Raw genomic sequence first — 23,288 nt, forward strand, 5'->3', positions numbered from 1 at the left:
CATGGCCGAAGCCGCTGTTCGCAACTTCACCATCAATTTCGGACCGCAGCATCCGTCGGCACACGGGGTCCTGCGGTTGGTACTGGAACTGGATGGTGAGATCGTCGACCGTGCCGATCCGCACATCGGTCTGCTCCATCGTGGCACGGAGAAACTCATAGAGCACAAGAATTATCTGCAAGCCCTGCCCTATTTTGACCGGCTCGACTACGTCGCACCGATGAATCAGGAGCATGCCTTCTGCCTCGCCGCCGAAAAATTGCTCGAAATATCGGTGCCAAAGCGCGGGCAACTTATCCGTGTCCTTTTTTGCGAGATCGGCCGGCTCCTATCGCATCTTCTCAATGTCACCACACAGGCCATGGATATCGGCGCGCTGACCCCGCCGCTCTGGGGATTTGCAGAGCGCGAAAAGCTGATGGTCTTCTATGAACGCGCCTCCGGCGCCCGCATGCATGCGAATTATTTCAGGATCGGCGGCGTGCATCAGGACCTGCCTCCGAAGCTTCTCGACGACATCTGGGCCTTCTGCGACCCGTTCCTCAAGGTCTGCGACAACCTCGACGGTTTACTCACTGGCAGCCGCATTTTTAAGCAACGCAATGTCGATATCGGCGCGGTTGGGCTGGATGACGCCTGGGCCTGGGGTTTCTCCGGCGTGATGGTGCGCGGATCAGGCGCGCCATGGGATTTACGCAAGGCGCAGCCATACGAATGTTACTTCGAGATGGATTTCGACATTCCCGTCGGCAAGAACGGGGACTGCTATGACCGCTATCTCGTCCGCATGGAGGAAATGCGCCAGTCGGTGCGGATCATGAAGCAATGCCTGGAAAAATTGCGGTCGCCGGAAGGCCAGGGGCCGGTCGCGATACCGAACCAGAAGATCACGCCGCCACCGCGCGCGACGATGAAACGCTCGATGGAAGCGACCATCCACCATTTCAAACTTTATACCGAAGGGCTTCATGTGCCGGCCGGAGAAGTCTACGCCGCCGTGGAGGCGCCGAAAGGCGAGTTCGGCGTTTATCTGGTTTCGGACGGAGGCAACGTTCCCTATCGATGCAAGATACGCGCGCCTTCCTTCGCCCATCTGCAGGCGATGGATTTCCTGTCCCGGGGGCACATGATCGCCGATGTCGCCGCAATCATCGGCTCACTTGATATCGTGTTCGGCGAGATCGACCGCTGACCGGTGCGCAGATCACAAATCATTGTCAAAATCGGTGGCCTGGCCCGCATGACGAATCATACGGCGAAAGCTCATCGAGATATGCGCGCGCGCGCCTTATATGGGCGATCGATTCCCAGTCTTCGATCTCGGCGGCGGCAAGGAGTTCCATCTCACGGCGGAAGGCGGTGAATTTTTCGACCAGGCACTTGCGGCATCACTTCAGGACGACCCGTTCGACCTGAAAATACAGGCGTTCGCTGATCTCGCGTATGGCTGGTTACCGGTCATCGCAGTCGTGCGCACTCGCCGGGTTGCCGAAGGGCTTAACGCTCCATGGACTAAGGAAGTCGCTTGGCGTTTATCTCGCGGAAGCCGAGGCATCCACCAGGCAGTTCATGGATGTCCTTGACCATGACGACATCGACCACGCCGAGCTCTACTCCCGTGAAGCATCGCAGCTGCGTTTGGCTGTGCAGGGCATGGATCGAGCGGTGCGGTTGGTGACGCGCAAGCCGCTGCTTGGCGAACCTGTTGGCGAACCTCGTGACGAACCGCTCCGTAAGCCATTGATAAATAACGATAATGGTGGGCCCGGAGGACGCATTAAAATCCTTGATTTCATTGGCTTTTTCGTGGGCACTTATCCATGAACCTTCCCGTATCGTTCCGTATGGTTCCGCGAGCCTAATCCGGCTGCGGCCGCGGCAATGAACCGCCACTCCATGAATCCACGCCAAGTCTGCCAGTTGTCTCCTCCAGGCACCACGCCGCGATCGACTGCTGCCTTCCGCGTATCGTTCGAGTCGGTCCCGCCGCAGCCCTTCGATAATGTCGGTTGGCTCGTGGCCGCGCGATTGCACGGCGCGAACCAAGTCGTCGCTGATCATAAGCCTGCTGCCGGTATGACGCGTCAGGCGCTCCAGCCGACTGGCGACGTTGACCGCATCGCCGAGCACAGTGAACTCCAGGCGCTGTGCATGCCCAATATTACCGACGACCACCTCACCGTAATGCAGGCCGATCCCGATCTCGATGGGTCCCTTGCCCTCAGCAGCCCGCTCGAAATTCCACCGCTCAATCTCGGCAATCATGGCGCCGGCACAGGTCAGCGCGCGGACCGGGTCGTCATCGCGCGGACGCGGCGTCCCAAAGTGCAACATGATCGCGTCGCCGATATATTTGTCGACCGTCCCGCCGTTGGAGAAGGCCACTCGCGCCAGACGCCCGTGGAACTCGCGCAGGAAGCCAATCAGGGCTTCGGGCTCCATTCGCTCGGTCAGGCGCGTGAAACCCACCATATCGGCGAACAGTATCGCAGCCTCCTACACGACCGGCCTGTCGAGCGCGCTGGCGTTCGCGGACAGTTCGCGCACGATGTTGGGGGAGAAGTAGCGCGACAGCGACGCCCGCTCGCTCTCGGCAGCCACGGAAGACGCAGGTTGAGCTGAGCCGTCCATCCCTCCACGTAGAAGGTCGGCGGCACGACCAGCACATACGTTAGGATGGCGGCGTCGAGTATCAGGAACGCGGCAAGAACGGACGTGCGTGCGTAGCCTTGGCGCCCAAGCAGGTACGGTGGTGCGCCGAGTAGCGCGAAGGCTGCGATGGCCGAAAGATACCCGGCAGAACGCTCGAAAGGCAGCGTCAGCGCCCAGACCGCAAGCACGGCAAGCGCTGCGAGACGGCCCCAGAACATGTAGGAGAGGCCCTTCAGCTCCTCCTGCGCTATTCCATCGCCGACGCCCTGGCATTCCGCCCCGCCGGCCGGTGGTCCCGGACGCAACGCCGAAAGCAGCTTTTGGATTGAGAACTGCCTCCCTCCCTTCGCCGTCGCTATGTCGACATCCGTGCCTTCACTCACCGACAGGCTCCTTGTGTCCTTGCCCGGCCACAAGCCAAAGCTGCCGAATCCGAATCGATCCGGCAGCTCGAGGCGAGCTCGCGAGACGTGTTACGGGTTGCCAAGAAACTGGATAATCGCGGTTCGGTCATCTGCGTTGTTGAAGCGCTGAACCATCTTCGTGCCGCGCACCATCGCGGTCGGATTGGTGAGATAGGTTCCCAGCGTGTCGGCTGTCCAGGTGATGCCGGAATTGCGCAGGGCCGGCGAGTAGTTGAACCCTTCGATGCTGCCGGCTTTGCGGCCGAGCACGCCCTGCAAATGAGGCCCGACACCGTTGCGGGTCGTCGCAATCTGGTGACAGGCGCCGCAGCGCTGCCGGAACAGCCGCTCTCCTGAAGCGGCATCCGCTTCCTGGGCAACGGACGCGTGCGTTGCCCAGGAAGCTGCGACAAGCGTCAAGGCGGCGAGGATGGCATTCCTCATCCTTCCACTCCCTTCAAGTCGAGCTTCGAAAGCGGCAGGCTGCGGATGCGCTGACCTGTGAGCACCGAGGCGGCGTTGACCACCGCCGGCGGCACGCCCGGCAGGCCGGGCTCGCCGATGCCACCCATCGGCGCTCCGCTCTCCACGATGCGAACATGCACGCGCGGCATGCGGTCAGGCGGCAGGATCGGATAGCCGTCAAAATTGCGCGCCTGGGGCATGCCGTCGACATAGACGACTTCCTCCAGCAGCGCCGACGACAGGCCGAGGGCGACCGCCGAGTTCACCTGCGCCTCGATGATCGCCGGGTTGACGATGCTGCCTGGATCGATCGCAACCCAGACGTCGTGGACCACGACCCCGCCATCCCTAAGCGACACTTCGGCAATCGTCGCAACCTCGCTGCCGAAGGGCGAGGCCATAGCCACGCCGCGTGCACGCCGTGTGCCGTCCTCCGCAGTGAATGGACCGCGCTTCCACCCGCCGGACAGATCGGCGACCGCCTGCAGGAGATTGTTATGCCGCGGACTGCCCGCCAGGAGTCGCAGCCGCAGTTCATAGGGATCCTGCTGGCCGGCATCGGCCATCTCGTCGAAGAACGTCTCGTAGAAGAAGTCGTTCATCGAATGGCCGACCGATCGCCAGAAGCCGATGATCGCCGGGTCGTCCACGTGGATCTGCGCGACACGTCTGTTGTTGATCGCATAGACCTTTCCGGCAATGCCCTCGACGGCAGAACTGTCCACCTTGTCCGGCTGGCGGCCGAACCAGCGGCCGACTGGTCCTTCGCAGACGGCGACCGCATCCAGCGCCACCGGCAGACCGTTCGCATCGAGGCCGGCTCGGAAGCGCACCGCACTCATCGGCCGCAGCGTGTCGCGGAGGAATTCCTCTTCGCGACTCCAGACGAGCTTCACGGGCCGGCCTGCCGCTCGCGCAAGCAGTATGGCCTGCGGATACGGATTGGCCGACTGATAGAGAAAATGCCTGCCGAAGAAGCCGCCCAGCATAGGGGAGTGGATGATGACCTTGTCCGGCTCGATGCCCGCGACCTTCGCCGCATCTGCCTGGAACATTTCCGGCGCCTGGTTTGGGATCCAGAGTTCCAGCGTGCCGTCCCCGTTCCAGCGCGCAATCGCCGATGGCGGCTCAAGCTGTCCATGCACGAGATACGGCGCGTCATAGGTGCCGTCCACAACGCGCGCTGCGCTCGCAAGCGCACCCGCTGCATCGCCTTCCTGCTCAAAGGCGATACCCTCGCCCGACATCGTCCTCAGTATCTCCTTGTGCGCGTCCGACGAGAAATCGGCCGGCATGGCGTGAGGCGTTCCGGCAGCAGGCTCCGCCCACGTCACCCGAAGGGCTTCGACGGCCCGGCGCGCCCGCCACCAGCTATCGGCCAGAACCGCGACCGCGCCGGGCAGCCGGTGGATGGAATGCACGCCCGGCATGGCCTGGACTTCGGCCTCATTGGCGAGCGCCCCCGGTTCGCCACCGAGGCGCGGGCTGTGTTGGACGGCGGCATAAAGCATGTCGTCGATCTTGAGGTCGATCGCATACTGCGCGCGTCCGGTGGACTTCTCGCGCACGTCGAGCCTCGGAACAGGCTTGCCGATCCAGCGGAAGTCGGCAGGATTGCGCAGCACGACATCGGTTGGCACCGGTAGCCCGGCAGCGGCGTTGGCGAGCTCTCCGTAGGGAACTGCCTGCCCGGACGCAGCATGAACCACGCGACCGGGTTCGGTTGAGAGTTCCGAGATCGGCACGCCGAGCCGTTCGGCCGCAGCCTGCAACAGCATCTGTCGCGCCGAGGCGCCGAGCTTGCGCATGGCCTCATAGCTCATGCGCACGGACATGCTGCCGCCGGTGAAGCGGCCGCCTCCGGTCAGGAGATAGTCGGGGCCGGGAGGAGCGCCTTCGACCGTGAAGTTCGCCGGATCGACATCCAGCTCTTCGCCGACAATCTGCGCCATGGCGGTGAACACGCCTTGCCCGCCTTCGATGAAGGCGCTGCGGAACAACACGGTGCTGTCGGGGCGGATTTCCAAAAAGGCGCTGACGCGCGTGCCGGGCGCCACGGCAGCCGCGGCCAGCGCCCGGGCCCGCCCGACGGGCACCGCGACCGAAAGAACCAGTGCTGCAGCACCGCCGAGGAAGCCGCGACGCGAAACGTTGAGCGGTCTATCTCCGCCGCGGGTCGACAAACGGCCGTGAATGGGAGCCATGTCGTTCATCGAAACCTCCTCAAGCCTGCGCGGCCTGCCGGACGGCAGCCGAGATCGCGTTGTAGGTGCCGCAGCGGCAGAGATTCACCATCGCGCCGGCGATGTCGTCCTCGGTCGGCTGCGGGGTCTGCTTGAGGAGCGCGGTGGCGGCCATGACCTGACCGGACTGACAGTAGCCGCATTGCGGCACCTGGTTGGCGACCCAGGCCTCGACCACCTTGCTGCCCTCGGCATCCTGTTCGATCGCCTCGATCGTCGTGATCGCCATCCCGACGACGCTGTCTACTGTTGTTACGCAGGAGCGCGTGGCCTGTCCGTCGATCAGCACCGTGCATGCGCCGCACTGAGACACGCCGCAGCCGTATTTGGTGCCGGTCATGCCAAGCGTGTCGCGAAGCACCCAGAGCAGTGGAGTATCGGGTTCGACGTCGACCTGATGCCTCGACCCATTGACAGTCAGTTCCATGGCCTTCTCCTCGTGCTTCGCAGAAAGCCAACGCGACTGGCTGTTGGCTCGTCGAAACCGAAGAGTAGGTGTCCCGGATCATCTCGATTAGACCGCGTAATTCACTTGCGTCTATCGACAAGAGGCATAAATCTTGATCCGATCGGTGGACGGCGGCATGGCCAAGGAAAACTTCAACGACCTGTTATGGTTCCTGGCCGTGGCTGAGGAAAAAAGCTTCACGCGCGCGGCGGCGAAGCTCGGCGTCACGCAGTCCACGCTCAGCCACACGATCAAGCGCCTCGAAACGGCGATGGGCATCAGGCTGCTCATGCGTACCACGCGAAGCGTGGCGACCACCGAGGCGGGCGAACGCCTGCGGCAGTCTCTCGCACCGCGCGTCGCGGAGATCGAGGCGGAGATCGCCGCGCTGATGGAATTCCGCGACAAACCTGCCGGCACTATCAGGCTGACCCTTTCGGATCATGCATTCGAAAGCGTCGTCTGGCCGAAGTTGAGCCCGATGCTCGCCGCCTATCCCGATATCAAGCTGGAGCTCAGCATCGACAACGGGCTCCGCAACATCGTCGAGGACGGCTTCGACGCCGGCGTCCGGTTGGGAGAAAGCGTTGAGAAGGATATGATCGCGATTCGCATCGGCCCGGACTGGCGCATGATCGCCGTCGCCTCGCCTGACTATTTCGCCGCACAACCTGCGCCCCGGCATCCGCAGGAGCTGATCGGGCACAACTGCATGAACATGCGTCAGGCGCGCGGCGGCGGACTCTATGCCTGGGAGTTCGAGAAGGACGGTCAGGAGCTTCGCGTCCGCGTCGACGGGCAGCTCACCTTCAACACTTCATACGCGATGGTGGATGCAGCTCTGAAAGGATACGGCATCGCCTTCGTCCCAGAAAGCCTTGTGGAGCGGCATATCGCGTCGGGCGATCTCGTGCAGGTGCTGGACGACTGGTGCCCGAAGTTCCCAGGCTATTACATTTATTACCCAAGCCGCAGGCAGGGCCTGCCGGCGTTCAAGGTAATCGTCGATGCGTTGCGGTTGCGGGAGGTATAAACAGCAGCTACATCACCCTCGCCGCCCTGGGCTCCGTTCTCAGACCCGGAGGATCACTTTGATCGCGCGCCGCTCGTCCATGGCGCGGTAGCCGTCAGCGACTTGCGCCAGGGGCAGCTCGAGGTCGAAGACCTTGCCGGGCTTAATCTTGCCGTTGAGCACGCGGTCCATGAGGTCGGGCAGGAAGCGGCGGACTGGAGCCGGGCCGCCTAGCATGCGCTTCTGGCCGAAGAAGAGCTGCTGGCCGTCGAAGCTGACGCCGTGCGGAACGCCGACATAGCCGATCGTGCCGCCCGGACGCGAGCACGCTAGCGCCTGATCGAACGATTCCGCCGTGCCGACGCACTCGAGCACCGAGTCGGCGCCGACCCCCTTGGTGAGTTCCTTGATGCGCGCGACACCTTCTTCGCCGCGTTCCGCCACGATGTCGGTTGCGCCAAACTCCCGGGCCAGCTTCTGTCGGCTTTCGTGGCGGCTCATGGCGATGATGCGCTCCGCGCCCATTTCCTTGGCCGCGAGAACGCCCATCAGCCCGACCGCGCCGTCGCCGACCACGACGACGCTCGAGCCTTCGCGGACCTCCGCGGCATCCGCCGCATACCACCCGGTGCCTAGAACATCGGACACGGCAAGCAGATCCGGCACCATATCGTCGGAAGGAACTTCCGCCGTGGCCACCAGCGTGCCGTCCGCCAACGGCACACGGGCGTAGGGCGCCTGCGCCCCGCTCATGAATTCGCGTTGCACGCAGGACGACTGGAAGCCGAACCGGCAGTGCGGGCAGGTGTTATCCGAGATGCAGAACGAGCCGACGACGAACTGGCCGGGACGCACCGTGCGCACCGCGCTGCCGACTTCGACCACGACGCCGCAATATTCATGGCCCATATGCATCGGACGATCGACCGCCTGCAGTCCGCGATAGGGCCACAGATCCGACCCGCAGATGCAGCTCGCCGACAGCTTGATGATGGCATCGGACGGCTTGAGGATCTTGGGATCGGCAATCTCCTCGCAGCGGATGTCGCCCGGCTTGTGAAGAACGGTTACGAGCATGAGCGTGCGCCTTTCTTGCGTTGCGTCAGGAGATGGCTTCGATGCGTAGCGGGAATTCGCCACGCACGTGCAAAGCCTCATAACCTTCGTCGAAACGGCCGAGCCTGATCAGACCGGGGTGTTTGTAGTCGGCATAGAACATGGCCAGATTACCCCAGGGCACGAAGTAGCAGAGGTCGTAGGGGCGCTCGTTACCGAAAGGACCGCTGCCTTCCTCGGTGAGCTTGCGCGGCAGGTGGGCGATCTTTTCGTTATTGCTGAAATCCTCGATCTTGAGATCGAGCGCCAGCATAGAGAAAAAATCGCGCGCAGCCGGGTTGTCGTAAAGCGTGGCAGTCATGGTCCGACCGCCGAACGTCATTCTGATCCGCATGTTGGTAGGCTCCTGGCTGGCTGGGTCCCTGCCTTGCTGGCCGTGGGCGAGATTCGGCAGGACCGCCGTTGCGAGTGCGGCAGCGAGCAACGTCCGGCGGTTGAAGGCTGGCTGCTTGATGATCACGGCAGAGAACTCCGAGCTGCGCGCCGTGCGGCGACTGCGAAGACCGACGATCCGCAGAGAAGCGCTGCGCCGAACGCGAAGGCGCTCCACCAGCCGATCGCATCGAAGAGCATACCGCCGATTGCCGCGCCGCCGGTAATCGCCAACTGGATGACGGCGACCTGCAGCCCACCGCCGGCCTCGGCATCTTCGGGAAGCGTGCGGCTCAGCCACGTGCCCCATCCTACAGGCGCGGCGGTGCCGAAAAAGCCCCAGGCAACGAGCAGCAGGGAAACCGGCACGGGTATCGTTCCGAGCGCAATCAGCGCGACGGCAAGAACCGACATGACGAGCGGGATGGCGATCAGGATGCCGAACAGGCGGGTTCGCAGCAGCCGTCCGATCCACCAGGTACCCGCGACACCCGCCAGACCCATGACGAGCAGCATCGCCGAAAGCGCGGGGATGGCGAGACCCGTCACGTTCTCCAGGAACGGGCGGAGATAGGTGAAGAGCGCGAACTGCCCCATGAAGAGCATCAGGATCGAAGCCATGCCGAGAGCGACCGGGCGGCGGCGAAGCAGCAACAGCACGTTGCCGGACGCTCGCCTTCCGCGCGGCGGAAGCGGCGGCAGGCTGATCCACTGCCAGACCAGCGCCAGAAGGCCGAGCGGCACGACGAGGAAGAAGGCGCCGCGCCATCCGACATAGGCTCCGAGAAAGCTACCCAGCGGTGCGGCGATTGTCGCCGCGATCGCGTTGCCCGCGTTCAGCATGGCGAGCCCTTTCGGGACAAGGTCTTCGGACATCAGGCGCATGACGATCGACGTCGACATTGACCAGAAGCCGCCGATCGCGATGCCGAGCAGTGCCCGACCGACCATGAGGAATGCGTAATTCGGCGCGAAGGTGACGGCGAGCCCTGACACGATCAGGAGCATTGTTAAGCCTATAACGACAAGCTTGCGGTCGATCCGGCGCATGAGGCTGGCGACTAGCAGACTGGTGATCACTGCAAAGACGCCCGAGATCGAGATGGCTTGGCCGGTCCTGCCCTCGGCGATGCCGAGATCGGCCGCGATCGGCGAGAGCAGGCTGACGGGCATGAACTCCGACGCAATCAGCACGGCGACGCATAGCGCCATCGAAAGCACCGCGGCCCATGCGGCGCGGTCACCGACAAGTCTGGTGTCGTAGGTGGTTTCCATGAACGCATCCGGATAAGGCGGCGGCAACGCGTCACGCCGCCGGTCCACCGCTATGCCCTGCTAAATAGCGTCCCTACGCCAATCGCATTAGACGGACCAATCCACTTGGACTTATCGATGCTGGACATAAATCTTGCCGGGGGCCGCGCCTGCCTGGCGGGCCGTGAAGCTGTCAGGCTTGGCCCGAAGCCAAACTGAACGTTACGCTGGAGGGGACGGATTGGGCGCCGAACAGACCTGACGCGGGGCTCTCGGAAACCTCCGAGAAGGGTCAAACCCGCCTATTCGTACGTCGTGCCGCCGATCACCGCACGCATCGCAGGGAGGTATTTCGAAGTTAGAATTCCTGAGGTAGGTGTGCGTTCGCCATTGTCCTCGATCCGCCCTCCTCTACCTTCTTCGGCAGAGGGGATCGGCAATTGACGGCCGCGCGCAGCCGATGAAATTCAGCGTACCGGACTTGATCATCTTCACCATCACGTCTGGCGAGGTAAAATCATCAGCAAGCCGACGTTCCGCTGGCAAGAAGAATTTCGCCTTGGTGGCGGACAAAAAAATAGCGACGGCGTGCAGATCCTGGCCGTGCCAGAGAGAGCCAACATTTGAAAACATCAATTGCCGGGGTGAAAATCTCGATTGCGCCCGGTATCATCTATGAAAATGCGCAAATCGGAAGGACGCCGGTGCAAACCAAGAAGATCATCAATGACGGCAATCGTGCTGTCGACGAGATGCTGGAAGGCATCCTGGCAGCGCATCCCCGCCATCTCAAAAGCGTGGACGGCAGCCCACGTTCGATCATCGCCCGCGACGGACCGCGCCGGGGTAAGATAGGCCTCGTCATTGGTGGCGGCTCGGGCCACGAGCCGAGTTTTCTCGGCTTTGTCGGCAAGGGGCTGGCAGACGCGGCGGCCATCGGCAACGTCTTCGCCTCGCCGCCGCCCGACCCGATCCTTGAATGCGCAAAGGCAGCAGATGGCGGCGCCGGTGTGCTGTTTATGTACGGCAACTATGCCGGCGACGTAATGAATTTCGACATGGCGGCCGAGATGGCTGGGATGGACGATATTGAGGTGCGCACGGTGCTGAGCACCGACGACGTCGCGTCCGCGCCCGTTGGCGACAGGCACAAGAGACGGGGTGTCGCGGGCAATTTCTTCATCTTCAAGGCGGCAGGTGCCGCCTGCGACCGCATGTTGTCCTTCGATGAATGCGAGCGCATCGCTCGGAAAGCCAACGACCAAACATTCACCATGGGTGTGGCGTTGGCGCCTTGTTCGTTGCCGCAAACCCGCAGGCCGAATTTTGAGATCGGACCCGACGAGATGGAGATCGGCATGGGCATCCATGGCGAACCCGGCATCGCGCGCGGAAAGCTTAAAACGGCCGACGAGATCACCGACGAGATGCTGGACAGGATCCTCGCCGAGATGGCGCCGGCACGCGGCGAGAAGGTCGCCGTGCTGGTCAATTCGCTCGGTTCGACACCGCTGATGGAACTCTACATCATGAACCGGCGCGTGAAGCAGAGGCTTGACGATATCGGTGTGTCCATTCACGCAAGCTGGGTCGGCAATTACTGCACCTCGCTCGAAATGGCCGGCGCTTCGATCACGCTGCACCACCTCGACGAGGAGTTGCAGACAATGCTCGACCACCCTTGCGACTGCGCCATGTTTCGCGCCGGCTAAAACCTGTCAGAGCAGCAAGGGACAAAGACATGACAACGATCGACACTGCCCACCTTGCCGCAATGTTCGTTGCCATTGCGGACGCCATGTCAGCCGACCGGGACCGGCTGTGCTCGCTTGACGGCGTGATTGGCGACGCCGACCACGGCATTGCGATGGAGCTTGGATTTTCCGCGGCACGCGACGCGGTTGCCGCATTGGACGCCGGGACCACCGAACCGACCACTTTGCTGAACACGGCGGCGAGGTCGTTCCTGAATGCCGTCGGCGCATCCTCCGGTCCGCTCTATGCCACCGCGTTCATGCGCGGCGCGGCAGCCGTGAAAGGCAAGACCACGCTCGATGAGGCGGACATGGTCGCCATGTTCCAGGCCATGGCCAAAGGCATCCAGGATCGCGGCAAGGCTGAAACAGGCGAAAAGACGATGATGGATGCCTGGGCGCCGGCTGCGACGGCGGCGGGCGAGGCGCTGGCCGCCGGCACGGGCCTGGCCGGCAGCCTTGCAGCTGCGGCCGAGGCGGCAAAGACGGGCGCGGAGGCGACCAAGGCGATGATCGCCACCAAGGGACGGGCCGCCCGCCTCGGCGAACGCTCGCTTGGCCACATGGATCCGGGAGCGGCGTCTGCCGTAACCGTGATCGAGGCGATGCGGATCGCCTTGACCGGCTAGACCATCTCCATTTTGGAAAAGATCATGTTCACGCAATAGGATAGAGGCTTGACTTGACTCTACCCGGCATCTTCAGCGCTTCGCGTCGAGCTTGTCGACGGCCTGCACATTTGCTGCAGACGGGCCGTTCGGATCGAACTCCGAGGCCAGCCACGCGTCGGCGATCGATTTCGCCAGTTCCGGACCGATCACGCGGGCACCCATGGTGATGATCTGGGCGTTGTTCGATTTTGCGGCGCGCTCCGCCGAATAGGTGTCGTGGGTCAAGGCTGCACGAATGCCCGGCACCTTGTTGGCGGAGATGCTGACGCCGATGCCGGTGCCGCAAAACAGGATGGCGCGATCGTAGTTGCCGTCGATAATTTCGTGGCCAACTGCGGCGGCGATATCGGCGTAGAATCCGGCCTGGCTGAGATCGACGATCTGCAGCTCGGGTTTGGTGGCGAGATGCTTGGCGATGACGTCGAGCAGCGGCTTGCCGGCGCTGTCGGCTCCAAGTGCGATCTTCATAACATGAACTCCTTTTGCTTCGCGGTCAGCGCTCGATTGCGGCCGACGCCTTTTTTAGAATGTCGATGTAACCTTCCGGTTGCCACGCCGAGCGGCCGATGAACAGCCCGTCGATATGGGGCTGGCCGATCAGTTCGGCCGTGTTGCCTGGATTGACGCTGCCGCCGTAAAGCACAAGCGGGGCGTCCGGCAAACGGCTTTGGGCGACCTGCTTGATCAGGGCCTGCTGCTTGTCGGCATAATCCGCGCTTGCTGGAATGCCTTTCTCGCCGATCGCCCAGACCGGCTCATAGGCAAAGAGGATTTCGGCCGACAGTTCGTCCTCCTTCAAGCCCTGCAGTGCACCGAGAACCTGCGCGGTCAGGACATGATCGGCGCGGCCCCCTTCGCGCTCGGCCAACGTCTCGCCAACGCAGATCAGCGGCACCAGGCCATGCCTGACCGCCGCCGCCGTCTTCAATCCCACCGTCGCATCCGTTTCGCCGAAATGCTCGCGACGCTCGCTATGGCCAAGCTCGATCAGGTCCAGCCCGCAATCCCTCAGCATCACCGGCGAAATCTCTCCCGTCCAGGCGCCGGCATCGGCCCAATGCATGTTCTGGGCACCGACCTTCACGTGGGTGTTGGCGAGCGCCGCCTTCACCTGCCGCACCGCGGTGAACGGCGGAATGACGAAAGGCTGTATCGCCGGATCGAAACCGGGCACGAAGGCCGCCAGTGCATCGGCGAACTGCAATGCCTCCGCCAGCGTCTTGTTCATCTTCCAGCTCGTGCCGACCCAATATGGGGTCATTCTTTTCTCCTTCGATCCGAAATTCGGACGACGCGTGTTTTCCCGGCCAGCATCGGCGCCGGCTTTCGAGCCGGCGTTTTCCCTCAGGCCCGAGGCTTGAGATCGTCGCGGCCGCTGTCGATGTAAGGCGCCCAGAAATCCACCGACTCGCGGATCATTGCAATCACCTGATGATCGACCGGTTCCCTCTCCCGGAACGAAAGTTCAAGGCAAATCTCATTGTCGGTTCCGCCGCCCTGTCGCACGGTGTCGAGCAACTTCTGTGGAAGGATGCGACCATCCTTGTTGTAGGCGGCCGTGAACGGCCAGTGGCCACCCTTGTTCATGGACGACTGCTTGATATGGATGATCGGCGATTGCAGCGGAAAGGCTTTCGCCCAGGCATAGGGATCGGTGTCGGCGGGGTTGGGCGAGGTGACGTCGCCATGGTCGATGTCGACCATCATTTTCATCGGGATCGGCAGCTTGGCCGCGTCGATGGCGCCCTGCAGGTCAACGCAGCTTTCGATCGTATGGCCAAACTCCCGCCCCACCGACATCGGCTCCCAGAACAGATAGGTCAGGCCGGCTGCCTTGGCATGCTCGGCCACTTCGCGCCAGCATTCGAGCGCGACGTCGAGAAGCGCTGCCCGCCGGTGCGGATCGTCATAATCCTGATAGGTGAAGATGGCGAACTGTGTGCCCATGCCCGAAGCGCCGAGTTCGGCGGAGATGTCGGCAAAGGTCTTGAACCAGTCGACATAGTAGCGGCGCACATCTGCGTCCGGATGGCCGAAATGGTTGAGCCTGCCATAAGGCCCGGTCATCCCTGAGGTGACACGCACGCCGGTCCGCGCCAGGGCGCTGTTAAACAGGCGCAGGAATTTGGCAATCGTTGCCGCCGGCCAGCCCGGATTGACGAATTCATGCGTCAGCTGCACGTCGCGGATGCCGATGCCATAGGCAATGGCGTCGATCAAATCGTCGGGATCAGCGAAACGATTAACCAGCGGATTGGTGTTGAGAGAAAGCGTGAAGGCCATCAGTTTGCCGCCGCCATGATGTTAGCACACCAGTCTTCAAATGTTTTCCGCTCGGCCGCATTGATGTGCAACCCGTGCTTGGTGCGGCGTTCGAGAACATCGGCAGCAGTCATCGCCCATTCGGTCTCGAACAGGAAGGCAGCTTCACGCTCAAAGAAATCCGGGCCAAAACGACGGCCGAGATCGGCTTCGTTTTTCACCCCTTTCAGCAAAGCGCGCGTGCGCGTGCCGTAGCTTCGCGCATAGTGCTTCACCAGCGACGGGCTAAGCGAGGAAAACTCGGCGTGCAGATCGCTCAAAAACTGCTCGAAATCCACGTTGGGCAGGTCGCCCCCCGGCAAGGGAATTTTGGCGGTCCAGGCTTTCTTCATCGTCGGGAAGAATGGCTGGATTTTTTCCAGCGCATGTTCGGACAACTTGCGGAAGGTGGTGATCTTGCCGCCGAACACCGAAAGCAGCGGCGCGCCGCCATTCGGGGCGTCGAGTTCGAAGATGTAGTCGCGTGTCACCGCGCTTGGGTTGTCGGCATTGTCGTCATAGAGCGGTCGCACACCTGAGAAACTGTAGACCACGTCCTGCGCAGTCAGCTGGCGCTTGAAGTAGCGATTGACCACCTTGATCAGGTAATCGACTTCGCTGGCCTCGGCGGCCACTTCCTCGGGCTTGCCTTCATAGGGAATGTCGGTGGTGCCGATCAGCGCCAGATCGTTCTCATACGGGTTGACGAAAATCACCCGCTTGTCGCTGTTCTGGATGAGGTAGGCCTGCCGTCCTTCCCAGAATTTGGGCACGACGATATGGCTGCCTTTCACCAGGCGAACGTTGCGGGTGGAATTCTGCCCGGCAACTCGGCTGATAATGTCGTTGACCCACGGCCCTGCCGCGTTGGCCAGCCCGCGTGCGCGGACCCTCGTCACAGCACCGGTGCGGCCGTCCTGCATGTCGATCGACCACAGGCCGCCTTCGCGCCTGGCAGCAATACAGGCAGTGCGAGTGAAGACTTTTGCGCCGCGCTGACTGGCGTCAAGCGCATTGAGCAGCACCAGCCTGGCGTCATCGACCCAGCAGTCGGAATATTCGAAGCCGAGCTTGAATTCGTCCTTGATCGGCGCCCCTTCCGGTGCCGTTCTTAGGTTCAGCGTCCTCGTTCCCGGCAGTCGCTTGCGGCCGCCAAGATGGTCATAGAGAAACAGCCCGAGCCGGACAAGCCATGCCGGCCTGTCCTCGGGGCTATGCGGCAGCACGAAGCGCATCGGCCATATAATGTGCGGCGCCGCCTCAAGCAGCACCTCGCGTTCGATCAGCGCTTCGCGCACCAACCGGAACTCGTAATATTCGAGATAGCGCAGGCCGCCATGCACCAGCTTGCCGGAACGCGAACTGGTGCCTTGCGCCAGATCATCCTTCTCGCACAGGATGACCGACAGCCCTCGACCGGCCGCATCGCGCGCTATCCCGGCGCCGTTGACGCCGCCGCCAATCACAAAGAGATCGACAACATCTGACGTATCACTCAAGACTTTGCTCCTGTGCGGTGCGCCATGCCTTTCCACACCGGCCGCAGCGCCTGGCGCGCCGCGACGAAGGATGGAAACAGCGCATCGTAGGTTTGGGAAAGCGCCACGTCATAGGTGTCGCATTCGCCCAGAAGTGGTGTCACCCATTCGGCGCAGCAATCATCCATGGAGCGATAAACGCCAAGCCCGACCGCGGCCATCATCGCCGCACCCGCCGCACCGGCTTCCTGGCGGCTGCTCGTCCTGACTTGCGCGCGGGTCACTGCGGCGATGATGCCGCGCAGCGAAGGGCTGCGCGCCGCGCCGCCCGACAGGCGGATTTCGCCCGGCACCGCGCCCATTGCCTGGTAGCAATCGCGCGCCGCGAAGGCCAATCCCTCAAGAACCGCGCGCGCCAGATCGCCAAAACCGTGCTTGACCGAAAGGCCGATGAAGCCTGCCCGCGCATCGGGATCGACAAACGGTCCGCGTTCGCCGGCGAGGGAGATATAGGGCTGATAGACCAGCGATCCCGGCTCCGATCCTTCGACCCAGGCATCGAGTGCTTTCAGCAATTCGTCGCGCGAAGGCCTGGCACCGCTGGCAGTCAGCACGTCGCGCGCCAGGCCAAGCAGCCAGTCTATGTTGAGCGTCGCCGCCATGTTGGATTGCAGTTGCGCATAGGCGCCGGGAACCGGCATGGCGATCGTATAGCCAGACGCATTGTCGTTGAGCACGACATCGTCGGCGGTGCGCGCCAGGCGCGTGTGAATGCCGGTGGAGCCGATGATCGTGCAGCCGACATTGCCGCTTGGATCGTAGAGGCCGGCTCCGAGCGCGGTGCTGACCATATCCACGTAACCCAGCACCACCGGCGTGCATTCGAGCAGGCCGGTCTCTCTCGCCGCCGATGGCGACAGCGGGTGATGGTCGGTCGTGCCTTCGAGCATGGGCGGCAACAAGCGCTGATGTGTCGTCAGATCCAGAATGTCGAGCACCGCGTCGGAATAGCTGCGCGAGCGGAAATCGCCGAAAGTGAATGTGCCTTCCGACGGATCGGTGGCGCGCTCGCCGGTCATTTTGAAATAGAGCCAGTCCTTGCAATGAAAGGCGGTGGCGGCCCGCTCCAGAATTTCCGGGCTGTTCCTTTTCAGCCAGCTGAGCTGAGCGCCCTGCTGGCAGGCGTTGAGCCCGGTGCCGGTGATCTCGAACCGTGTGCGATCTCGGGCATCGCAGCGCATCTCGTCCACCAGATGGCCGGCGCGGGCATCGAGCCAGAGCCAGGCGCGCCCGACCGGCATGCCGTCGCCATCGATAAGCCAGGTACCGTCGCCCTGCCCTGTGATCGCCACCGCCGCAATTCGCCGCGCGAGATCGGGAATTTTCGTCGCCAGTTCGCGAACCGTCTGAACCATATCGCGCCAGGTTTGATCGAGATCCTGCTCGGCGCCGCCGCCTTCCAGCGTGACGAAGCTGTTGGTCACCGACGCCATGGCAAGCTGCCGCCCCGAAAGATCGAAAGCGACCGATTTGATCACGGAGGTTCCCGCGTCGATCCCGATCAGCAGGTCTTTCATGCGGCAAGTTCCGGATGGTTATGAAGGCAATTCACAAGCACGGTCTTTGTTTGTCTAAGGCCAAAAAGAGGCAGGGAGTGTCCGCAAGGACACCCCCTGTGCAGGTTTCATTCCGACAGCACGAAGGGTGCGGTGTACTTGTCCACATTGTCCTTGGTGATGAGCAGGCAGTCGAACAGCTGCTTCTCGCTGGTGGCACCGGTGGCGCCCGTCTTGATGAACGAGTCCGCCTGCTGCACGGCCTTCGCCGAGAAGATGGCCACCGGCTGAAGCACGGTGTACTGCAGTTCGCCGGACTTGATGGCCGCAACCGCATCCGGCGAGCCATCAAAGCCGCCGACCTTGATGCCGGCGAGCTTGCCGGCTTCCTTCAGCGCCGCAACCGCACCAAGCGCCATTTCGTCATTGCCGCTGATCACGGCGATGATGTCGGGATTGGCCTGCAGCATGCTCTGCATCTTGTCGTGGCCCTGGGTACGATCCCAGTTGGCGACCTGCGAAGCAGCCTTTTCGAGATCCGGATACTGGCTCAGCACGGTCGCGTAGCCGTTCGAGCGCGTGGCGGCGTTGTTGTCCGACGGGGCGCCGAGCAATTCGACATACTTGCCCTTTTCACCGACCGCCTGCACCCACTGCTGGGCACCGAGAGCCGCACCCTGCGCGTTGTTGGAGACGAGCTGTCCCTTGGCGAGGCCCTCTTGGTTGATCTCGGCATTGACGAGGAAAACCGGGATGTTGGCGGCAATCGCCTTCTTCACCGCGCCGACCGAACCATCGGCATTGGCCGGGTCGAGGATGATCGCCACCGACTTGTTGGTGATGGCGGTGTCGATCAGATTGCTTTCCGTGTTGGTGTCACCCTTGTGGGCAGCGACATTGGCCGTATAGCCGAGCTTTTCGGCCTCAGCCTTGGCGACGTTGCCTTCGGTCAGCCAGTAGGGATTGGCCGGATCGTTGACGATGATCGAGATCAGGCCCGCGGCCGATGCGGCCGCGCTAAACCCAACCACCATTGCGGCAGCAAGCAAACTTCTAAGCACGATTTTCATGTACATTCCTCCAATGATTTACGCGGTGTTGCTGCCGGTCACCCGGCAGTCTTCCCTTGGGCAGGATTGGCCGGTTCGGCCTTCCCCCGTTTCTGAGAAGTCGGTTGGCCGCCCGTGGAAGCTGGAAGCTTGCTACGGCGGCGATACTGAACGGCATTGAGGAGCACGGCGAGCACGATGACGGCGCCGGTGAACACTGTCTGCCAGTAGGATGAGATGCCGATGATCACCAGACCGTCGGACAGGAAGCCGATGACGAAGGCCCCGAGCAAGGTGCCGCGGATGTTGCCGCGCCCGCCGGTCAGCGCCGCGCCGCCGATGACGACGGCCGCGATGGCCGTCAATTCGTAGGTGGTGCCCGCGGTCGGTCCGGCCGAGGTCAGCTGCGAGGACAGGATCAGGCCGGCAATGGCGGCGCAGATGCCTGAAAGCACATAGACGGAAATCTGCACCGTCTTGACCGGAACGCCGGAGAGTTCGGCGGCGCGCTCATTGCCGCCCGAGGCGTAGAGCCAGCGGCCGAAAGCGGTGCGGTTCAAGACGATGCTGCCGATCAGCGCGATGACCACCAGCACCACCACGCCGGTCGGCACGCCGAACAGCCGGTTGAAGCCGAGCGCGTCGAAGCCGGTGTTGCCCAGCTCCGGCTTGCCGCCAAGATTGTTGTAGGTCAGGCCACTGGTCATCAGCAGCGCCAGGCCGCGCGCCATGTACATGACGCCGAGCGTGGCGACGAAGGCCGGAACCTTGAACCGCGCGATCAGCACGCCGTTGACCAGACCCACAGCGGCGCCCAGCATGCAGGCCAGCACCGCCACCACCCAGACCGGAGGGTAGAGAACGACGCCCAGCCAGGTCAGCGTCACGCCCTGCATCAGAAATCCGGCAACGACGCCGGCAAGCCCAAGCGTCGAGCCCACCGACAGGTCGATGCCGCCATTGAGGATGACAAGCAGCATGCCGACGGCGAGAATCCCGAAGATGGCGACATGCGAGGCCATGGTCAGGAAGTTCGCCACCGAGAGGTAGTAGGGCGACAGGATCGAGAAGACGACGATGATGACGATCAGGGCAAAGAAAGCCCGACCCTCGAGCAGCAGCTTGGCCACGTCGAAGCCCTCGCCGCCCGCGCTGGGGCTGGATTGTTTGCTGGCCTGGCTGACATCGGTCATGATCGGGGCTCCGAAATTCTGGGATCAGGCGACCACGGCTTCGCCGGAGGCGGCCATGATCTGCTCTTTGGTGGCGTTCGCGCCGAACTCGGCTGAAATCTTGCCGCGCCGCATGACGACGATGCGGTGGGCGATGCTGAGGCACTCATTGACCTCCGAGGTCGAGAAGATGACCGCCAGGCCTTGCGCAGCGCGCTCACTGAGCAGACGGAAGACTTCGGCCTTGGCGCCAACATCGATGCCGCGGCTCGGCTCGTCGAGAAGGATGACCTTGGGATTGGTCGTCAGCATCTTGCCGATGACGACCTTCTGCTGATTGCCGCCGGACAGCGATCCGATCATGGCGTGGCCGCCGGCGGTCTTGATGGTCACCTTGCGAATCGAGTCGTCGATCAGGGCGCGTTCCCTGGGCCGGGAGAGGAACAAGCCTTTGGCGAACGCTTCGATGCTGGCAAGCGACAGATTGCGGCCGACGGTCATGGTCTGGACCAGGCCGTCGCGCTGGCGGTCCTCGGGCACCAGCACCAGGCCCCTGGCGATGCGCTGGGCAATGGTCAGCCCCGAGACGTCCTCGCCTTCCAGCAGCGCCCGCCCGCCCGCCATCGGCACGCGTCCGGCAACAGCTTCCAGCAATTCCGTGCGCCCGGCGCCCATCAGCCCATAGATGCAGACGATCTCGCCCGCTTTGACGTCCAGCGACAGGTGATCGACGACCGAGTAGCCTGAACCCGAAGTGTCGGTGACGCTGACATCCTTGATCGAAAGCGCGACCTCGCCAAACGCATGGCCGGTCGGCGGCGAGCCGAGGTCAAAATTCTCGCCTACCATGTTGCGGACGATCCATTCGAGATCGATGTCCTTGGCCTCGGCCGTCGCCGTGATCGATCCGTCGCGCAGCACGACGGCATAGTCGGTGATCTGCAGCGCCTCTTCGAGGTGATGCGATATGTAGACGATCGAGACGCCGCGGCTGGTCAGGTCGCGGATCACCTTGAACAGCACCTCCACCTCTGCGGCACTGAGTGCGGAGGTCGGCTCGTCCATGATCAGGATGCGGGAATCGACCGACAATGCGCGAGCGATCTCGACGATCTGCTGCTGCCCAAGGCGCAGATCCTCGACCAGGGTCATCGGATCGATGTCTTCTTCGAGGTCGGCCATCAGCGCCCGCGCCTGGCGCGACTCCTCGGCGAAGTCGAGGCCGGTTCTGGTGCGCAGTTCGCGGCCCATGAAGATGTTGTCGCGAACGCTCAGATTCGGCGCCAGGCTGAGCTCCTGGTGGATGATCGAAATGCCGCGATCGCGCGCATCCGAAGACGAGGAAAAGCTGACGAGATTGCCATCGAGCACGATGTCGCCGGATGTCGGCGTCACCACGCCGGACAGGATCTTCATCAGCGTCGACTTGCCGGCGCCATTCTCTCCAAACAGGGTGGTGACCTTGCCGCGATGGATGTCGAAGTTGACGCCTTTGAGCGCGTGAACGCCTCCATACGACATGACGACATTGCGCGCCGAAAGCACGGCGTCGCCAGTCGCGGGTTCTGTGCCGGAAGCCGTTGTCATTTGACGTCCAGCCTCACCGGCGTGACCAGCCAGCTCTTCGGATTGACCAGCTTGAAGGCGCCGACCACCGCTATGGTCTTGCCGGTCAAGGCGCCGGTATCGACTTTCGTCAGCACCTCTTTTTTCATCTCGTTGTTCAGCGCCGAGCCGGCGTCTTGGTATTCGATCTGGTTAGTGAACTGACCGAAGGTGATCTTGCCGGTGGCGTCGCGAAGCTCGGTGCCGTTGATCGCCGGCCCTGTCTGTACGCGGACCGTCAACGTGTCCGGCAAACCGTCGATGGCGACCTTGTAGATGCCCGACTTTCCCTCGCCGACGACGCCGGTGAACTTGACCGAGATGACCGGCCCGACACCCGCGGGCACGCCGTATTCTTTCTCGGCCGTCGCCCTGTCCTTGGCGATCGCCGTCGCCACCGTCACCGCATCGGCGGCACGCGTCTCGACGTCGGCCTGCACCTTGGGAAATTCCGACTTGCCGTAGTCGGCTGCGGAGAACATGGCGTTGCGAACATCGCCGGCAGAGCCGATCTTGACGATTTTGGTATCGAGCGCCATAGCGCCGAGCAGAATCAGGACTGCGGCGCCGGCAAGTGCGCGGCGCAAGCCGGGCGAAGTCTGCCGGGGCGATGCGGTGGCAGCCTTGGCGCTCATGATACAACCACCAGCGAAGCGGATTTTCCGTTGTCACGCATTCGACGATCCTCCGTTCACGCGGCGTTTCGTTGCACCGGATGCACTCTCGAGCCGGCCCTGTTCGATCAGTGCCCTGGCGGTGCATTCGTCAGTGATCAGGCCGCTCAGATAACGGCTTTCGAGCACCGCCTTGATGGCCCGTACTTTCACCTTGCCGCCGGCCACCGCGACGATCCTGCGGCCCTTCAGCTGGTCGCGGGACAGCGCCAGGATTCTTTCCGACAGCGCCGTTTCGACCGGGCGGCCCTTGTCGTCGAAGAAATGCGCAAGCAATTCGCCGACGCCACCGTCACGTTTGACATCGTCGATTTCGGACGGCTCGATCATGCCTGTGGCGACCAGCGACGCTTCCCGCTCGGCCGTGCCTATTCCGACGAACATCAGGTCGGACCGGCTGGCGAGCGCAAAGACATCGCTGATGCCACGCTGGCCAAGCAGCACCTCACGGTCCTCGGCGGTGTTGGCGACAAAAGGCACCGGCATGACAAAAGCCTGCGCGCCGGTCCGCTCAGCCAGGCGATGCATGACGTCGTGCGGGTTGGCGGCGAATTTGCGCGTTACCCCGCCAAGCAACGAGACAAAACGGATGTGCGCAGCAGTGGTGCGTGTCAGATATTCGACGCTGGCCGCAAGCGTGCGGCCATGGCCGACGCCGATCAGCATGTCTTCGCCGCGATCGATTTCGCGCTTGAGGAACTGGGCGCCGGCAATGCCTAGACCTTTGAGCGGCAGTTCGCCCTGATCGAGATCGGGAACCACCTCGCAATAGTCGAGCCCATAGGCGGCGGTCAGGCGCTGCTCCAGGTCGACGCATTCGGCGACATCTCCGTCGATGAACACTCTGACCAGGCCGTCCTGGTTGGCCTTAGTGATCAGCCGATGCGCCTTGAGGCTGGTCAGGCCAAGCCGCTTGGCCACCTGAGCCTGTGTGAGACCTCCGGCATAGTGGAGCCAGGCCGCGCGCGTGGCGAGGCTGGACTCGTGGTCGCGGTTCGCGGTTCCGCCGGATTTCAAGCCATCCCCTCCCCAGGGTGATAATATTATCTTTGTATGCAAAAA

At 62.9% G+C, this 23,288-nt stretch carries 22 protein-coding genes and 2 pseudogenes; 5 read left to right on the forward strand and 19 right to left on the reverse strand.

Features of this window, described 5'->3' with window-relative positions; translation table 11 throughout:
• Position 1 precedes the first annotated feature (1 nt).
• The gene (locus AC04SG_RS02435; protein WP_488549771.1) at positions 2-1,192 is read left to right on the forward strand and encodes an NADH-quinone oxidoreductase subunit D; all 1,191 of its coding nucleotides are present in this window, start codon (positions 2-4) and stop codon (positions 1,190-1,192) included.
• Positions 1,193-1,425: 233 nt separating this feature from the next.
• Positions 1,426-1,674 (forward strand): annotated as a pseudogene (locus AC04SG_RS02440) (tyrosine-type recombinase/integrase); the annotation flags it as partial.
• A 414-nt stretch (positions 1,675-2,088) separates the two neighbouring features.
• On the opposite strand, the pseudogene AC04SG_RS02445 reads toward AC04SG_RS02440, so the two are convergent.
• From AC04SG_RS02445 to AC04SG_RS02465, 5 genes and pseudogenes are all read right to left on the reverse strand, one after another.
• Positions 2,089-2,472: pseudogene (locus tag AC04SG_RS02445) on the reverse strand (adenylate/guanylate cyclase domain-containing protein); the annotation flags it as partial.
• 24 nt (positions 2,473-2,496) lie between these two features.
• Positions 2,497-2,631, reverse strand: a complete 135-nt coding sequence (locus AC04SG_RS02450; protein WP_488549772.1) for a hypothetical protein — start codon at positions 2,629-2,631, stop codon at positions 2,497-2,499.
• Positions 2,632-3,125: 494 nt separating this feature from the next.
• Positions 3,126-3,500 carry a c-type cytochrome gene (locus tag AC04SG_RS02455; RefSeq protein ID WP_488549773.1) on the reverse strand — a complete coding sequence of 125 codons (375 nt, stop codon included), beginning with the start codon at positions 3,498-3,500 and terminating at the stop codon, positions 3,126-3,128.
• Positions 3,497-5,734 (reverse strand): xanthine dehydrogenase family protein molybdopterin-binding subunit, encoded by a 2,238-nt coding sequence (locus AC04SG_RS02460; protein ID WP_488549774.1) that lies wholly within the window; start codon positions 5,732-5,734, stop codon positions 3,497-3,499. The genes AC04SG_RS02455 and AC04SG_RS02460 overlap by 4 nt, the downstream gene beginning before the upstream one ends.
• Before the next feature lie 10 nt (positions 5,735-5,744).
• A complete protein-coding gene (locus tag AC04SG_RS02465; RefSeq protein WP_488549775.1) occupies positions 5,745-6,191 on the reverse strand; it encodes a (2Fe-2S)-binding protein in 447 nt (148 codons plus the stop codon).
• Between the two features lie 157 nt (positions 6,192-6,348).
• On the opposite strand from AC04SG_RS02465, the gene AC04SG_RS02470 reads away from it, so the two are divergent.
• Positions 6,349-7,245, forward strand: coding sequence for a LysR family transcriptional regulator (locus AC04SG_RS02470; protein ID WP_488549776.1), 897 nt, complete (start codon positions 6,349-6,351; stop codon positions 7,243-7,245).
• Between the two features lie 39 nt (positions 7,246-7,284).
• Here AC04SG_RS02470 and AC04SG_RS02475 read toward each other — a convergent pair whose 3' ends face one another.
• The 4 genes from AC04SG_RS02475 to AC04SG_RS02490 form a co-directional block, all read right to left on the reverse strand.
• Complete coding sequence (locus tag AC04SG_RS02475) at positions 7,285-8,301, reverse strand: zinc-dependent alcohol dehydrogenase family protein (protein ID WP_488549777.1); 1,017 nt, start codon at positions 8,299-8,301, stop codon at positions 7,285-7,287.
• Between the two features lie 25 nt (positions 8,302-8,326).
• On the reverse strand, positions 8,327-8,800 hold the full coding sequence (locus AC04SG_RS02480) for a cyclophilin-like fold protein (RefSeq protein ID WP_488549778.1): 474 nt from the start codon (positions 8,798-8,800) through the stop codon (positions 8,327-8,329).
• Entirely contained in the window at positions 8,797-9,987 is a 1,191-nt protein-coding gene (locus AC04SG_RS02485) for an MFS transporter (protein WP_488549779.1), read from the reverse strand. The genes AC04SG_RS02480 and AC04SG_RS02485 overlap by 4 nt, the downstream gene beginning before the upstream one ends.
• Positions 9,988-10,377: 390 nt before the next feature.
• Positions 10,378-10,599 carry a hypothetical protein gene (locus AC04SG_RS02490; protein ID WP_488549878.1) on the reverse strand — a complete coding sequence of 74 codons (222 nt, stop codon included), beginning with the start codon at positions 10,597-10,599 and terminating at the stop codon, positions 10,378-10,380.
• Between the two features lie 71 nt (positions 10,600-10,670).
• Between AC04SG_RS02490 and AC04SG_RS02495 the strand changes: the two genes are divergently transcribed.
• Positions 10,671-11,678: a dihydroxyacetone kinase subunit DhaK gene (locus AC04SG_RS02495; protein WP_192259700.1), complete on the forward strand. Its 1,008-nt coding sequence runs from the start codon at positions 10,671-10,673 to the stop codon at positions 11,676-11,678.
• Between the two features lie 29 nt (positions 11,679-11,707).
• A complete protein-coding gene (gene dhaL, locus AC04SG_RS02500) occupies positions 11,708-12,349 on the forward strand; it encodes a dihydroxyacetone kinase subunit DhaL (RefSeq protein WP_488549780.1) in 642 nt (213 codons plus the stop codon).
• A gap of 72 nt (positions 12,350-12,421) precedes the next feature.
• Here the strand turns inward: dhaL and derI are convergent, their stop codons facing one another.
• The 10 genes from derI to AC04SG_RS02550 form a co-directional block, all read right to left on the reverse strand.
• Complete coding sequence (gene derI / locus AC04SG_RS02505; protein WP_488549781.1) at positions 12,422-12,859, reverse strand: D-erythrulose-4-phosphate isomerase; 438 nt, start codon at positions 12,857-12,859, stop codon at positions 12,422-12,424.
• 25 nt (positions 12,860-12,884) lie between these two features.
• Positions 12,885-13,652 carry a triose-phosphate isomerase gene (locus AC04SG_RS02510; RefSeq protein ID WP_488549782.1) on the reverse strand — a complete coding sequence of 256 codons (768 nt, stop codon included), beginning with the start codon at positions 13,650-13,652 and terminating at the stop codon, positions 12,885-12,887.
• Positions 13,653-13,735: 83 nt separating this feature from the next.
• Positions 13,736-14,674 carry a sugar phosphate isomerase/epimerase family protein gene (locus tag AC04SG_RS02515; RefSeq protein WP_488549783.1) on the reverse strand — a complete coding sequence of 313 codons (939 nt, stop codon included), beginning with the start codon at positions 14,672-14,674 and terminating at the stop codon, positions 13,736-13,738.
• Positions 14,674-16,191 (reverse strand): glycerol-3-phosphate dehydrogenase, encoded by a 1,518-nt coding sequence (locus tag AC04SG_RS02520; protein ID WP_488549784.1) that lies wholly within the window; start codon positions 16,189-16,191, stop codon positions 14,674-14,676. The genes AC04SG_RS02515 and AC04SG_RS02520 overlap by 1 nt, the downstream gene beginning before the upstream one ends.
• Complete coding sequence (locus AC04SG_RS02525) at positions 16,188-17,747, reverse strand: FGGY family carbohydrate kinase (RefSeq protein ID WP_488549785.1); 1,560 nt, start codon at positions 17,745-17,747, stop codon at positions 16,188-16,190. The genes AC04SG_RS02520 and AC04SG_RS02525 overlap by 4 nt, the downstream gene beginning before the upstream one ends.
• 107 nt (positions 17,748-17,854) lie before the next feature.
• The gene (locus AC04SG_RS02530) at positions 17,855-18,796 is read right to left on the reverse strand and encodes a D-ribose ABC transporter substrate-binding protein (protein WP_081726801.1); all 942 of its coding nucleotides are present in this window, start codon (positions 18,794-18,796) and stop codon (positions 17,855-17,857) included.
• Positions 18,797-18,834: 38 nt separating this feature from the next.
• Positions 18,835-19,968 (reverse strand): ABC transporter permease, encoded by a 1,134-nt coding sequence (locus AC04SG_RS02535; protein WP_192259713.1) that lies wholly within the window; start codon positions 19,966-19,968, stop codon positions 18,835-18,837.
• A gap of 24 nt (positions 19,969-19,992) precedes the next feature.
• On the reverse strand, positions 19,993-21,534 hold the full coding sequence (locus AC04SG_RS02540; protein WP_488549786.1) for a sugar ABC transporter ATP-binding protein: 1,542 nt from the start codon (positions 21,532-21,534) through the stop codon (positions 19,993-19,995).
• On the reverse strand, positions 21,531-22,187 hold the full coding sequence (locus AC04SG_RS02545) for a DUF2291 family protein (RefSeq protein ID WP_488549787.1): 657 nt from the start codon (positions 22,185-22,187) through the stop codon (positions 21,531-21,533). The genes AC04SG_RS02540 and AC04SG_RS02545 overlap by 4 nt, the downstream gene beginning before the upstream one ends.
• Before the next feature lie 33 nt (positions 22,188-22,220).
• Positions 22,221-23,243 (reverse strand): sugar-binding transcriptional regulator, encoded by a 1,023-nt coding sequence (locus AC04SG_RS02550; RefSeq protein ID WP_488549788.1) that lies wholly within the window; start codon positions 23,241-23,243, stop codon positions 22,221-22,223.
• Positions 23,244-23,288 lie beyond the last annotated feature (45 nt).

This window comes from Mesorhizobium sp. CNPSo 4684, from assembly GCF_057784315.1.

Coding starts and splice junctions, on each gene's coding strand:
- AC04SG_RS02485 (WP_488549779.1), bottom strand. CDS start 9,987: ATGGAAACCACCTACGACACCAGACTTGTCGGTGACCGCGCCGCATGG.
- AC04SG_RS02535 (WP_192259713.1), bottom strand. CDS start 19,968: ATGACCGATGTCAGCCAGGCCAGCAAACAATCCAGCCCCAGCGCGGGC.
- AC04SG_RS02545 (WP_488549787.1), bottom strand. CDS start 22,187: ATGAGCGCCAAGGCTGCCACCGCATCGCCCCGGCAGACTTCGCCCGGC.
- AC04SG_RS02510 (WP_488549782.1), bottom strand. CDS start 13,652: ATGACCCCATATTGGGTCGGCACGAGCTGGAAGATGAACAAGACGCTG.
- AC04SG_RS02515 (WP_488549783.1), bottom strand. CDS start 14,674: ATGGCCTTCACGCTTTCTCTCAACACCAATCCGCTGGTTAATCGTTTC.
- AC04SG_RS02435 (WP_488549771.1), top strand. CDS start 2: ATGGCCGAAGCCGCTGTTCGCAACTTCACCATCAATTTCGGACCGCAG.
- AC04SG_RS02470 (WP_488549776.1), top strand. CDS start 6,349: ATGGCCAAGGAAAACTTCAACGACCTGTTATGGTTCCTGGCCGTGGCT.
- AC04SG_RS02525 (WP_488549785.1), bottom strand. CDS start 17,747: ATGAAAGACCTGCTGATCGGGATCGACGCGGGAACCTCCGTGATCAAA.
- dhaL (WP_488549780.1), top strand. CDS start 11,708: ATGACAACGATCGACACTGCCCACCTTGCCGCAATGTTCGTTGCCATT.
- AC04SG_RS02460 (WP_488549774.1), bottom strand. CDS start 5,734: ATGAACGACATGGCTCCCATTCACGGCCGTTTGTCGACCCGCGGCGGA.
- AC04SG_RS02465 (WP_488549775.1), bottom strand. CDS start 6,191: ATGGAACTGACTGTCAATGGGTCGAGGCATCAGGTCGACGTCGAACCC.
- AC04SG_RS02490 (WP_488549878.1), bottom strand. CDS start 10,599: ATGTTTTCAAATGTTGGCTCTCTCTGGCACGGCCAGGATCTGCACGCC.
- derI (WP_488549781.1), bottom strand. CDS start 12,859: ATGAAGATCGCACTTGGAGCCGACAGCGCCGGCAAGCCGCTGCTCGAC.
- AC04SG_RS02530 (WP_081726801.1), bottom strand. CDS start 18,796: ATGAAAATCGTGCTTAGAAGTTTGCTTGCTGCCGCAATGGTGGTTGGG.
- AC04SG_RS02455 (WP_488549773.1), bottom strand. CDS start 3,500: ATGAGGAATGCCATCCTCGCCGCCTTGACGCTTGTCGCAGCTTCCTGG.
- AC04SG_RS02540 (WP_488549786.1), bottom strand. CDS start 21,534: ATGACAACGGCTTCCGGCACAGAACCCGCGACTGGCGACGCCGTGCTT.
- AC04SG_RS02475 (WP_488549777.1), bottom strand. CDS start 8,301: ATGCTCGTAACCGTTCTTCACAAGCCGGGCGACATCCGCTGCGAGGAG.
- AC04SG_RS02450 (WP_488549772.1), bottom strand. CDS start 2,631: ATGGACGGCTCAGCTCAACCTGCGTCTTCCGTGGCTGCCGAGAGCGAG.